Raw genomic sequence first — 11,913 nt, 5'->3', positions numbered from 1 at the left:
GAACCCGTATGTGGATGACACGGATCCGGAACAACCTCCCCGGGCCGTATCGCGTCTTGATCGGCAGCGGACGCGCGCGGCGGCCACCGGAGTGGGGGGTCGTTTGCGCCCTGCTATGCACGTGATGTATAGACGCGGTGTATAGCGGGTGGCATGCGCTTCCGCGGGAATCACCGACGGAAAGGCATCCATGTACGGCAAGGCATTCGCCCCGGAGTACCAGGGCTCCCTCACCACCACCCTGTCCGTGAACTCGTCACTGGTCGACGTACTGGCCGCGGGCACCGAGCAGTTGCGGGCGGCCGAGCGGAGCGGCTGCCCGCGTGAGACGGCACGCGTGGGGCTCGCGGTGGCCGAAGCCCACCGCAGGCTGGGACACGTGACGGATGCCGACCGCGAGTGGAAGGCCAGCTACCGGGCGGCCCGCACGGCGGGGGACGCCGGGGCGATGGCGTGGGCGCTGTGGAGCGGCGGCACACTCGCACGGCAGCGGGGCGCCCTGGCGCTGGCGTGGCGGCTGCTCGGCTTCGCGGCCGAACTCGGCGAACGCGGAGGGGACATCCTCGCCCGCGGCTACTCGCTCGCGGGCCTGGCGGAGACGGGCCGTATCCAGGGGGATTACGAGGGCGTGAGCGCGCTGCACGAGCAACTCCTCGCCGAGGCGCGGGAACGTGGCGAGGCACGGCACACCGTATGGGCGCTGGAGGGCATCGCCCAGATGCACCGCAACACCGGGTCCTACGACACGGCGTACGCGATGTTCGAGGAGTCCGCGGCGATCGCCGCACAGGCCGACGACCGGCGCGGACACGCCTGGGCGCTGCGCGGCCTGGCCGACATCGTCTCGGTGCGCGACGGCGACGCGGACCGTGCGCTGGAGCTGCTCGCCGAGGCGGAGGTGATGTGCCGCACCATGAACCTGATGAGCGCGCTGGCCTACAACCACAAGATGCGCGGCAACGTGCTCTATCGCGCGGGCCGCTTCGCCGAGGCGCGTGACATCTACCAGGAGGCGCTGTCCGAGTTCCGCACCATGAGCGAGCCGCGCGGCGAGGCCCTCGCCAGGCTGGGGCTCGTCAAGTCCCTGGCCCGGCTGGGACGCGACCGGGACGCGACAGCCGCCGATCTCGCCGAGCTGGCCGGTGTGCTGGACCGCATCGGGCTGCGGCACGCCCGCCGGATGGTGGACCGCGCGCGGGTGGAGTTCGGCATCACGGAGCACGAGGAGACGGCGACGGCGTCCCCGGAACACCAGGCCGCCACCGCCTGACACGAAGGACCCCGCCCCGGCCCGCCACGGCCCCGGGACGGACCTGGGGCCGTGGCGTTCGACGGCTTACACGGAGGCCTGGTCGTTGTCCTTCATCGAACCCCAGCCGTGCCACCGCTCGACCTCGATCCACGCGCTGGTCCGGGCGCGGACCCGGTCCGGATACGGGCCACCGATGTAGTGGTGCGCGATGCGGTCGATGTCGGCCAGGCCCTCGTCCTCACGCATCTCGACGACACGTCCGATGAGCGTGACATGGGTGTACCAGTCGTCCTTGTCCAGGACGGTGAGGGTCACCCGCGGATCGCGGCGCAGGTGCTTCAGCCGCACCCGGCCGTCGTCCAGGTTGACCAGGACACGGCCGTCCTCCCACGCGTACCAGGTGGGAGTGGACACGGGGGTGCCGTCCGAGCGCACGGTGGCCATGACGGCCGGATTGGGGCCGCGCAGCAGGGCGACGGCCTCGGGCGGCAGCGGCGGCTTGGACATGAGAACTCCTTGCTGACGGGTGGCGGGGCAAGCCGGAGGACATGGCGGGCCCCGCGATGCCGGGATGGTACGTTCCGTCAGCGGTCGGAGACCAGCAGGGTCTGGAGGATGCGGCCGCAGTCCCCGGCCTCGTCGTCGAGCTGCCCGAGCGCCAGGCCGGATCCGTGGGGGCTGGCCGCGGTGGCGGCGCGTATGCAGAACCATTCGCCGACGGGTTCCCGGTGCAGCGCCAGCGTGATGTCGGTGTTGATGACGAACCCCTGCTGATGGTCGAGTTCGAAGGCCACGGCCCAGTTGCTGTCGGCCAGCGTGAGGGCGCGGGTCAGGGGAGTGTCCTCCTCACCGGCCACCAGCGGGATGCGCTGCCGTGCCCAGGCCGTGCCCGGGCCGGGCGTGTCGAACGCCTTCCCCGGCTCGAACCGCCACTCCATCGCGGAGAGGTAGCCGTCCAGGTACGCGCCCGCCATCGTCTGCGCGGGCTGCGCCTCCGGCAGCTCGGGCGGGGCCGGAACCGGTCGCAGCGACGGGGTGTCGGCAGGGCTGGCGGCGATTTTCCAGGCCCGTGCCACCAGCACGCTCTTGCCGTCGGAGGTCAGCTCGCCCTCCAGCAGCTCGGTGCGCCCGCCCGAGCGGAGCGTACGGACGTGGACCTCCAACTCGCCCACGGGAACCGGGCGCGGCAAATCCAGCGTGATGCGGGCGATGCGCAACCCCTCGCGGGCCGCGTGCTGTTCGAGCGCCCTGCCCAGCAGCGCGGAGGGAGGGCCGCCGTGCTGCGTCTTCGGGCTCCACGGCCCCGCCGTGGCAGGACTGGACGCATAGCGACCGCCACCCAGGTGCCGATAGAAGGACTCGGGCAATGACTCCGTATTCACCGGTTCGCCTCTCCGCTGGCTGTGTCGGGGCCACCTTAGTTTTCGGCGCGGACGGTGACCGCCGCGAGCGTGACGACCGCCAGCACGGCCGCGCCGATGAGGATCGCGGGCGGGGAGAAGACCCCGGTGAACAGGGTGATGACGTAAGGGGCCAGGAAGCCCAGGTAGGCCATCGTCCAGAAGTACGAGGTCAGGCGCGCCAGCTGGTGCGGCGGTGCGAGAGCGGCGACCTCGGTCAGGCCGTACGCGACGCACAGGCCGTACCCGGCGCCGAGCACGACCGAGGCGAGCAGGGCGATCACGGGCTGGGCCTGCGCCGCGGCGAGCGCGGAGACCAGCAGCCCGAGGGCGACGGCGGCCAGCCCGATGGAGCCCGTGGCGACCCGGTGCCGGGCGGCGAGCGACCGCGCGAACGGCGCCACGATGATGCCCGCGCCCGGGGTGACGGCGGTGATCACACCGGCGTAGACGGTCTCCCAGCCCTTCAGTTCGCCGTCGACCAGCCCGGGCAGCGTGGCGAACGCCACCGCCGGGGCGATGAACACCCACGGCGCCACCGGGGCCACCATCCTGCGGAACGCGCGCGCCGGGGCCCGCCGCTCCTCCGGCGCGACGGATGCGACAGCGGCCGATTCCGTGCCGGAGCGGGCCGGGGAGGACTCGGGGGCACGGGCGGCGCACAGCGCGGCGACGGCGGTGAGGACCAGATGCGGGACATAGGCGGTGACCATGGGGTGCGGGGCCCACTGGGCGATCAGGGAGGCGGCCAGGCCGCCGGTCGCGAAGCCCGCGGACAGGAACAGGCCGGAACGGCGGGCCGCCACCCCCGGGTTGGGCGCGGTGCCGTGCGGGGGCGAGGACAGCTCCGTGATCCAGGCGCTGCCCGCCGCCAACAGGGCACCCGCGCCGATCCCGGTCAGGAAGCGCCCTGGCCACAGGAAGGCGGAGGCGGTGGGACCGATCATCAGCAGGCAGGTGGCCAGCGCCGATGTGCCCAGCGCGAGGAAGACGACGGGGCGGCGGCCCCGCCGGTCGGCGAGCGGACCGCCCAGCAGCAGGCCGGGGATGAGCCCCAGCACATAGATGCCGAACAGGGCAGTCGTGCCGGCCGTGGTCAGGCCCAGATCGCTGCGGTAGGCACCCAGCAGGGCGGAGAACTGGTTGGCGCTCCAGCCGGAGGCCGTCATCACCCAGCCCGCCCTGAGCCAGTGCCGTGGCGCGGGCGCGGTGGCGTCCGGCGGCGGGGCGGGAGCGGAGGTCGAGGGTGGAGCGGTCGTGGCGGAGTGCTTGCTCATACCCACCGTTGTACGGGCCGTCCGGCGCCCGGCGCCGCCTCCGTTCAGGAATCCTGAATGCCGTCGTGACCAGGCGCGATACGGTCGTATCGTGGCCGGTATGGATCTGCGCAAGCTGTCCTCGTTCCTGGCGGTGGTCGAGGAGGAGCACTACGGACGGGCCGCCTCCCGGCTCTTCCTGTCGCCGGCCGCGGTCACCCAGCATGTGCAGCAGCTGGAGCGGGAGTTCGGCACCCGGCTGCTGGACCGGGGCAGGGGGCCCGTCGTATCGACCGTCGCCGGACAGCGGCTCGTCTCCCACGCCCGCACCCTGCTCGCCGCCGCGAACGCGGCCGTCGAGGACGTGACCGAGGCCGCCCTCGCCCCGCCCGCGGGTGTGCGCACCCTGCGGGTGGGCATCATGGGTCACGGCTCGGCCGAGGTCACCCCGGCCGCCGTCAGTGCCTTCCGCCGTGCCAGGCCGGAAGTGCCGCTGGAACTCGTCCAGTTGACCTTCACCGAGCACATCAGCGCGCTCCGCGAGGACCGCGTGGACGTGGCCTTCGTACGGCCCGCCTTCGAGGCCGAGGGCATCGAGGTGGACTTCATCACTGCCGAACAGCGGATCGTCGCGGTCCCGGCCCGCTCCGCCCTCGCGGACGCCGCAGCAACCGGCGTCCACCTGGCCGACGTCATCGACCTGCCCTACCTTCAGCTGCCGCCGCACACGCCGCGCACCTTCACCGACTACCTGTACTTCGAGACCGGCGAACGCCGCGCACCCGACTGCGCCCTCACGCCCCAGGACATCCTCACCAGCGTGGCGGCGGGCCGCGGCGCCGGATCGGGGCTTGCGTCCTTCGCCCGCTACTACCGCTGGCCGGGCGCCCGGTACGTACCGGTGCTGGACGCCCCCCACGCCCACAGCGTCCTCGCCACCCGCACGACGGACACCAACCCCGAAGTGCGCATCTTCCGCGCGCTGACCGTGGCCCTGGCCCGTGAGTACCCATGGTCGTCATGCGAGGCGGCGGGTCACAACACCACACGGTGATCTGTCGATGTGACCTTCATGGACAAGGGGATGAACACCGGCCACATACACGAGCATTGACAAGTGTTGACATGCCCACGACTATGCAGCTTGGTCCAGGCCAACGAGCATGGAAGAGGTCATCGGATGGCACGAGCCAGAACCAGAACCAGAATCAGACCCAGAACCGCCCTGCTCAGTGTTCTCGCCCTGCTGGCCGGGCTGTTGAGTCTTCAGCTCAGCGGCCCGGCCTCGCGCGCGACCGCCGCGCCGACCACCTTCACCCACCCCGGAGTGCTGGTGAGCCGGGGCCAACTCGACTACGCCCGGGCGAAGGTGCAGGCCGGTCAGCAGCCCTGGAAGGCCGCGTACGACAACATGATGGCCAGCTCCTACGCCTCCCTGTCGCGTAACCCCAAGCCGCGCGCCATCGTGGAATGCGGATCGTCGTCCAACCCCAACAACGGCTGCACCGACGAGCGCCAGGACGCCATCGCGGCCTACACCGACGCGCTCGCCTGGTACTTCACCCGGGACAGCAGATACGCCAAGAAGGCGATCGAGATCATGGACGCCTGGTCCGCGACCATCACCGATCACACCAACAGCAACGCCCCGCTCCAGAGCGGCTGGTCCGGATCCACCTGGCCACGCGCCGCCGAGATCATCAAGTACACCTACGACGGCGGCTGGGCGAACTCCGGCCGCTTCGCCACCATGCTGCGCACCGTGTACCTCCCCGAGGTGATCAGCGGGGCCGAGACCAAGAACGGCAACTGGCAACTGGTCATGACCGAGGCGGCGATCGGCATCTCCGTCTTCATCGAGGACCGCACCAGTTACGACAAGGCCGTCAGCACCTACCTCGCCCGCGTCCCGGCGTACGTCTACGTGGCCGCCGACGGCGATCTGCCCAAGCCGCCCGCGAACAGCAGCATCGACACCGAGGCCGAGATCGTGAAGTACTGGCAGGGCCAGAGCACCTTCACCGACGGCCTCTCCCAGGAGACCTGCCGCGACTTCGGGCACACCGGCTGGGGCATCGCCTCCATCGCGGACATCGCCGAGACCAGCCGCATCCAGGGCCAGGACCTCTACCCGAAGATCCAGGAGCGGCTGCGCCAGGCCCTGGGCTTCCACACGTCCTACGAGAACGGCGCCACCGTGCCGTCCTGGCTGTGCGGCGGCTCGGTCAAGAAGGGCCTCGACGAGGTCACCGAGGTCGGCTTCAACGCCCTCCACAACCGCCTCGGCATCGCCATGTCCAACACCCAGAAGTACACCGAGGCGCACCGTCCGTCCGGCACCGACAACTACTTCAACGCGTGGACGACCCTCACCCACGCGGACAACCCCTCCTGACCGTCCACGGCAGGAGCGGCGGGCCGGACGTTCGCATCGGGACGTCCGGCCCGCCCTGACCGGCATCAGCTGTCGAGCGGGAAGTGGCACAGGGCCTCGTGCGGCTCGCGCCCGGTGGGCGCCGCGGGTGCGCGGCTGACGGCCGCGGGGGCGGTCTCGGCGCAGCGGGGCTCGCTCTTCCAGCAGCGGGTCCGGAACCGGCAGCCCGAGGGAATGCCGTACGGGGAGGGGATCTCCCCGTGCAGGGGGATCTCCGTATCGTGTGCCGCCCCGGACACCTCCAGCCGGGGAGCGGAGGACATCAGGGCGGCGGTGTAGGGGTGCAGCGGCCGGTCGAAGACCTCGTCGGCGCGGCCGTGTTCGATGACCTTGCCCAGGTACATCACCGCCACCCGGTCGGAGACGTACCGGACCACGGACAGGTCGTGGGAGATGAACACGTAGGAGACGCCGAGCCGCTCCCGCAGCTCGGAGAGCACATTGAGCACCTGGGCCTGCACCGACAGGTCCAGCGCGGACACGGGCTCGTCGCACACGATGAGGTCGGGTTCGAGGGCCAGCGCACGGGCGATGCCGATGCGCTGCCGCTGCCCGCCGGAGAACTCGTTCGGGTAGCGGTGGGCGTCGCTCTCCCGCAGCCCGACGAGGGACAGCAGCTCAACGACCCGGCGGTCCCGTTCCCGCGCGGTGGGCACGATGTCGCGGTGGGTGCGCCACGGCTCGCCGATGAGGTCGGCCGCGGACATCCGGGCGTTGAGCGAGGCGAACGGGTCCTGGAACACCATCTGCACCCGGCGCCGCCACGCCAGCAGTTCCCTGCCCTTCAGGGTGAAGGGATCGGTGCCGTCGAAGCGCACCGTTCCCGCGTCCGGCCGCTCCAGCCCGAGGACCACCCGGGCCAGGGTCGACTTTCCGCATCCGGACTCGCCCACCAGGCCGAGGGTCTGGCCGCGCTCGACCCGGATGTCGACTCCGTCGACCGCGGTCAGCCGGCGGCGGCCGTGGCCGAACGACTTCGTCACGCCGCGGACGTCGAGCAGAGGCGTTCCGGGGTTCTCAGCCACGGTCGAGCTCCTCGGAGAAGTGGCAGGCGGCCGAGCGCGAGGCGCCCACGGGCTCCAGGGGAGGGCGTTCCCGGGCGCAGCGTTCGCCGGCCAGCGGACACCGGGCCTGGAAGACACAGCCGGGCGGCACCGCGCTCAGCTCGGGCGGGCTGCCGGGGACGGCGGGCAGTGGGCGCCCCCTGACGGCGTGTTCGGGTACGGAGTCCAGCAGCGCCCTGGTGTAGGGGTGGCGGGGGCGGGAGAACACCTCTCGCACCGGGCCGGTCTCCACCACCGTGCCCGCGTACATCACCACGACGTCGTCCGCGCGCCGGGCGACCACCGCCAGGTCGTGGGTGATCAGCACGAGCGCCATGTCCCGTTCGGTCTGGAGGTCCCGCAACAGCCGCATGATCTGCGCCTGTACGGTGACGTCGAGCGCGGTCGTGGGCTCGTCGGCGATCAGCACATCGGGGTCCAGGGCGACGGCCATCGCGATCAGCAGCCGCTGGCGCATGCCGCCGGAGAACTGGTGCGGGTACGAGCGGGCCCGCAGCCGGGGCTCGGGGATGCCGACGCGCGTCATCAGCTCCACCGCCTTCTCCGCGGCGTGGCGGCGCGACAGCCCGCGATGGATGCGGAACGGCTCGGCGAGCTGACGGCCGACCGGCTGGACGGGGTTGAGCGCGGCCAGCGCGTCCTGGAAGACGATCGACAGCACGGGACCGGCCAGCTTTCTGCGCTCGGCCGGGCCCAGTCCCACCACCTCGGTGCCGGACACCCGTACCGAGCCGCCCGTCACCTCGGCCACGGGGTCGAGCAGCCCGGCGATGGACAGCGCGGTCATCGACTTCCCGCAGCCGGACTCGCCGAGGAGCGCCAGGGTGCGCCCCTTGTGCACGCCGAAGCTGACGCCGTCCACGGCGCGGACCGTGCCGGAGGGGGTGTGCAGATCGACGCGGAGCCCCTCGACCTCGAGCGCGGGGCGGCCGGTCGTGGCGGGCGAGGGGAGGGCGGATGGCTTCACGCGATCATCTCCGGGGGTACGGCGGCCCGCTCGCCGCGCCGCTTCCGGGGCAGCGTCAGCCGCCACCGCTGGCCGGGGTCGGTGGCCAGGCGCACCCAGGCGGCGAGCACCGTGGCCGACACCGTGGTGACCATGATGGCGAGCCCCGGCAGCACGGCGATCCACCAGGCGGTCCGCAGGTACTGGCGCCCCTGGGCCACCATCAGCCCCCAGCTCACCTCGGGCGGCTGGATGCCGATGCCGAGGAAACTCAAGGACGACTCGGTCAGCATGACGAAGCAGAAGTCGAGCGTGGCCACGGTCAGCAGGGTCGGCAGCGCGATCGGCAGGAGGTGCCGCCGGATGATGGCCGATCCGGGCGTACCGAACGTCCGGGCCGCGTCGACGAACAGACGGCTCCTCAGCTCGGCAGCCTCCGCGCGGGCGGTGCGCAGATAGACGGGGATGCGCGCGACGGCGAGGATCAGCACGATGTTCATCGCGCTGGGTGCGAACACGTACAGCACGACCACCGCGATCAGCAGGGACGGAAAGCTGAGGATGACATCGGCGACGCGCATCGCGACGTTCTCGCGCACGCCCCCGTGGTACCCGGCCCACAGCCCCAGGGCGGAGCCGATCAGCAGCGAGCACAGCACCGCGGGCACCGCGATGGACAGCGTCGTCGCGGCGGCGTCCACCAGCCGGGCCAGCACGCTGCGGCCCAGGACGTCCGTGCCGAGCAGTCCGTAGAAGCCGTGGTCGAGGGAGGGCGGGCGCAGCGAGGCGCGCAGATCCTGCCGTACCGCCCGGTCGCCGAGGAAGAGCCGGCCGAACAGCGCGACGAGGAACACCAGGGCCAGGATGACGGCCGCGGCGGCCGCGCCCCGGTCCCTGCCGAGCAGCCGCCACCAGCGGGGCGGCCGGGTACGCGACGAGGCAGCCGCGGGTGACGTGTGGTCGTCGGGGGCGGACATGGTGGCTCCTTCGCTCACGCCGGCACCGCCTGGCGCACCCGGGGGTCGATCAGCGCGTGGCAGACGTCGACGAGGATGTTCAGCGCGAAGATCGTCACGGCGGTGAGCAGGACGGCGGCCTGCAACACCGCGAAGTCGCGCTGGAGAATCGAGTCGATCATGAGCTTGCCGATCCCGGGCCAGCCGAAGACCGTTTCCACCACCACCGCGCCGTTGACGAGGCCGACGGCGAGATCCCCGGCGACGGTCAGCACGGGCGTAATGGCGTTGCGCAGGGCGTGCCCGAACACCACGCGCGTGGCATCGGCGCCCTTGCTGCGGGCGACCTTGACGTAAGGAGCCGACAGCGCGCCGACCATGCTGCCGCGGACGACTTGGACGAGCACCCCGAACGGGCGGATCAGCAAGGTGGCCAGCGGCAGCACCCACACCTCGGGACCGCCCAGGGTGCCGGAGGTCGGCAACCAGTCCAGAGCCACTCCGAAGACCAGCACACCCATGATCGCGAACCAGAAGTCGGGGATGCTGGCCGCGGTCATCGACAGCAGCCCCGCGAGCCGGTCGACGGCCGACTGGGGCCGGTAGGCGGCGAGGCTGCCGACCAGCAGGGCACCGAGGACCGCCAGCAGCATCGTCATTCCGGCGAGTTGGAGGGTGACGGGAAACGCCTCCAGCACCATCGCGTCGGCGGGCTCCCCGGTGCGCAGCGATACGCCGAAGTCGAGCCGCGCGGCATTGCCGAGGTAGTCCCACAACTGCACCGGGAGGGAGTCGTCGAAGCCGTGGGCCGCGGAGAATTCCGCGCGCTGCTCGGGGGTGGCGCTCAGCGGGAGGTAGAGGTCGACGGGGTTGCCGGTGAGGCGGGCCAGGCAGAACACGCCCAGCACCACGAACACCAGGGGGATCGCGCTGGAGATGATGCGCTTGCGCAGGAAGGACGTCATGTCAGTGGTTCCCCGCCTTCACGGGGCGGACCTCGGCCAGCCGCATCTCGTCCCCGGTGGCGGAGTCCGGGCGGTACCGCACCGAGGGCGACAGCCCGAGCAGCCCGCGCATATGGGCCAGGTAGGCGTACTGCGCCACCTTCTCGTTCTGGTAGGCGAGCACCTGGGCGAAGGCCCTCTGACGGGCCTTGCCGGACAGCGCGTTCGCCGCGGCGATGCGCCGGTCGAGCCGCCGCGTGCCGAACGTGGACTGGGGGCCGTCGCTCAGCAGGTACTGACTGGTGGTGAAGGCGGCGTCCCCGGCCTGGTTGCCGTGCATGATGAGCAGCGCTATCGGCCCGACGCCGCGGGGGAGCGGGCGCAGCTGGTACTGGAGGTGGGTGGCGGTGTCCGCCATCCGGATCCGTACGTTCAGCCCGATGCGCGCCATCTGGTACTGGAGCGCCTCGGCCACCTCCGCGATCCCGGCGAACTGGCCGTTGCGCGCGACGAGGGTGATCCGCCGCTCGACCGGTACGCCGTCGGCGGCCGCCCGCTCGACCAGGGCACGGGCCGCGGCCACCCGGTACGGGATGGTGGCGAGGTCGTCGTTGTGGCCCACCACGCCGGGCGGGACGAGTTGCGCGGCGGGCTTGGCGAGCCCCCCGAGCAGCGCCTCGACGATGCCCGTGCGGTCGACGGCCATGCCGATCGCCCTGCGCACCCGGATGTCGTTCAGCGGTGCCTCACGGCCGTCCAGCCGCAGGGCGGTCGTCTCGTTGTTGGGGTAGGCGACGGTGCTGTCCTTGGTCGCGTCCACGGGGTCCAGCGCCGTCGCGATGTCGGCCTCGCCCTTGTCGATCATCGCGGCCCGGACACTGGCGTCGCTGCGCCATACGTATCTGGCGCGGGGGTAGGCGGGGGCCTTGCCCCAGTACCGGTCGTTGCGGGCAAGGGAGATGGAGACCCCGGTCTCCCACTTCCTGACGGCGTAGGGGCCGGTCCCGACCGGTATGCGCACCTTGGCCCCGGTGTCGGTGGTGCGCGGCACGATCTCGATGAAGCTGAGCCGCAGCGGGAGGATGGGGTCGGCCTTCCGGGTGGTGACGGTCAGCCGGGTGGGGCTGACGGCGCGCACGGCGAGCTTCTCGTCGCCGAAGACATAGCCGTCCACATTGCACGCGAGGTCCGAGTTGACGGCCCGTTCGATGGAGAAGGCGGCGTCCTCCGCGGTGAACGGGCGCCCGTTCTGGAAGGTCACGCCCGAGCGGATGCCGAAGGTCCACGTGGTGGGCTTCGTCTGCCGCCAGCCGGTCGCCAGCAGCGGTTCCAGCTTGCCCGATGTGGGGTCCCGTTCCACCAGCGGTTCGGTGACGTTCGAGCGGACGACGACTCCGGTCGCGGTCAGCGACGACTCGCAGGGCTCCAGCGTCGGCGGTTCCTGGGTGAGCACCACCCGCAGCGTGCCGCCGCCCGCGCTCCCGGCGTCACCGGCGGCATCGCTGTTCGCCACGGCGCACGCGCTGGTCACCAGCATCGTCCCCGAGACCACAAGGGTGAGCACGGTGCGCGCCCGGTCGGATCTCATCCTGGCCCCCGAGACTGTCTACATGTGCGTACTCGGTCTGCATTTATAAACGCCGAAGCTAAGGCCGAGGTGG

11 protein-coding genes are annotated in these 11,913 nt (G+C 71.7%); 3 read left to right on the top strand and 8 right to left on the bottom strand.

The window, feature by feature from the left end:
- Positions 1–190: 190 nt before the first annotated feature.
- On the top strand, positions 191–1,270 hold the full coding sequence (locus EEJ42_RS19435; protein ID WP_123101240.1) for a tetratricopeptide repeat protein: 1,080 nt from the start codon (positions 191–193) through the stop codon (positions 1,268–1,270).
- 66 nt (positions 1,271–1,336) lie between these two features.
- Here the strand turns inward: EEJ42_RS19435 and EEJ42_RS19430 are convergent, their stop codons facing one another.
- From EEJ42_RS19430 to EEJ42_RS19420, 3 genes are all read right to left on the bottom strand, one after another.
- Positions 1,337–1,759: a PPOX class F420-dependent oxidoreductase gene (locus EEJ42_RS19430; protein WP_123101238.1), complete on the bottom strand. Its 423-nt coding sequence runs from the start codon at positions 1,757–1,759 to the stop codon at positions 1,337–1,339.
- Positions 1,760–1,836: 77 nt separating this feature from the next.
- The gene (locus tag EEJ42_RS19425; protein WP_123101236.1) at positions 1,837–2,634 is read right to left on the bottom strand and encodes a thioesterase family protein; all 798 of its coding nucleotides are present in this window, start codon (positions 2,632–2,634) and stop codon (positions 1,837–1,839) included.
- 35 nt (positions 2,635–2,669) lie between these two features.
- Positions 2,670–3,929 (bottom strand): MFS transporter, encoded by a 1,260-nt coding sequence (locus tag EEJ42_RS19420; RefSeq protein ID WP_246096942.1) that lies wholly within the window; start codon positions 3,927–3,929, stop codon positions 2,670–2,672.
- A gap of 100 nt (positions 3,930–4,029) precedes the next feature.
- On the opposite strand from EEJ42_RS19420, the gene EEJ42_RS19415 reads away from it, so the two are divergent.
- Together EEJ42_RS19415 and EEJ42_RS19410 are read left to right on the top strand one after the other, a co-directional pair.
- Complete coding sequence (locus tag EEJ42_RS19415; RefSeq protein ID WP_123101232.1) at positions 4,030–4,962, top strand: LysR family transcriptional regulator; 933 nt, start codon at positions 4,030–4,032, stop codon at positions 4,960–4,962.
- 126 nt (positions 4,963–5,088) lie between these two features.
- Complete coding sequence (locus tag EEJ42_RS19410; RefSeq protein ID WP_123101230.1) at positions 5,089–6,303, top strand: alginate lyase family protein; 1,215 nt, start codon at positions 5,089–5,091, stop codon at positions 6,301–6,303.
- A gap of 65 nt (positions 6,304–6,368) precedes the next feature.
- Here the strand turns inward: EEJ42_RS19410 and EEJ42_RS19405 are convergent, their stop codons facing one another.
- Genes EEJ42_RS19405 through EEJ42_RS19385 form a run of 5 tightly spaced genes read right to left on the bottom strand, consistent with a single transcriptional unit; the run spans position 6,369 to position 11,840 of the window.
- The gene (locus EEJ42_RS19405) at positions 6,369–7,367 is read right to left on the bottom strand and encodes an ABC transporter ATP-binding protein (protein ID WP_123101228.1); all 999 of its coding nucleotides are present in this window, start codon (positions 7,365–7,367) and stop codon (positions 6,369–6,371) included.
- Positions 7,360–8,373, bottom strand: coding sequence for an ABC transporter ATP-binding protein (locus EEJ42_RS19400; RefSeq protein WP_123101226.1), 1,014 nt, complete (start codon positions 8,371–8,373; stop codon positions 7,360–7,362). Before EEJ42_RS19400 ends, EEJ42_RS19405 begins: the two co-directional genes overlap by 8 nt.
- Positions 8,370–9,329, bottom strand: coding sequence for an ABC transporter permease (locus tag EEJ42_RS19395; protein ID WP_123101224.1), 960 nt, complete (start codon positions 9,327–9,329; stop codon positions 8,370–8,372). Before EEJ42_RS19395 ends, EEJ42_RS19400 begins: the two co-directional genes overlap by 4 nt.
- A 14-nt stretch (positions 9,330–9,343) precedes the next feature.
- Positions 9,344–10,273, bottom strand: a complete 930-nt coding sequence (locus tag EEJ42_RS19390) for an ABC transporter permease (protein WP_123101222.1) — start codon at positions 10,271–10,273, stop codon at positions 9,344–9,346.
- A 1-nt stretch (position 10,274) separates the two neighbouring features.
- A complete protein-coding gene (locus EEJ42_RS19385; RefSeq protein WP_123101220.1) occupies positions 10,275–11,840 on the bottom strand; it encodes an ABC transporter substrate-binding protein in 1,566 nt (521 codons plus the stop codon).
- Between the last annotated feature and the right edge of the window lie 73 nt (positions 11,841–11,913).

Origin of the sequence: Streptomyces botrytidirepellens (assembly GCF_003721215.1) — a bacterium.
Classification (GTDB): Bacteria; Actinomycetota; Actinomycetes; order Streptomycetales; family Streptomycetaceae; genus Streptomyces; species Streptomyces himastatinicus.
The sequence above is the reverse complement of the archived record's forward strand: the minus strand, read 5'-3'. Positions and strand labels throughout refer to the sequence as shown.

Excerpts from the sequence above, each read along its gene's own strand:
- EEJ42_RS19410 (WP_123101230.1), top strand. The coding sequence starts at position 5,089 with ATGGCACGAGCCAGAACCAGAACCAGAATCAGACCCAGAACCGCCCTG.
- EEJ42_RS19415 (WP_123101232.1), top strand. The coding sequence starts at position 4,030 with ATGGATCTGCGCAAGCTGTCCTCGTTCCTGGCGGTGGTCGAGGAGGAG.
- EEJ42_RS19385 (WP_123101220.1), bottom strand. The coding sequence starts at position 11,840 with ATGAGATCCGACCGGGCGCGCACCGTGCTCACCCTTGTGGTCTCGGGG.
- EEJ42_RS19390 (WP_123101222.1), bottom strand. The coding sequence starts at position 10,273 with ATGACGTCCTTCCTGCGCAAGCGCATCATCTCCAGCGCGATCCCCCTG.
- EEJ42_RS19420 (WP_246096942.1), bottom strand. The coding sequence starts at position 3,929 with ATGAGCAAGCACTCCGCCACGACCGCTCCACCCTCGACCTCCGCTCCC.
- EEJ42_RS19435 (WP_123101240.1), top strand. The coding sequence starts at position 191 with ATGTACGGCAAGGCATTCGCCCCGGAGTACCAGGGCTCCCTCACCACC.
- EEJ42_RS19395 (WP_123101224.1), bottom strand. The coding sequence starts at position 9,329 with ATGTCCGCCCCCGACGACCACACGTCACCCGCGGCTGCCTCGTCGCGT.
- EEJ42_RS19430 (WP_123101238.1), bottom strand. The coding sequence starts at position 1,759 with ATGTCCAAGCCGCCGCTGCCGCCCGAGGCCGTCGCCCTGCTGCGCGGC.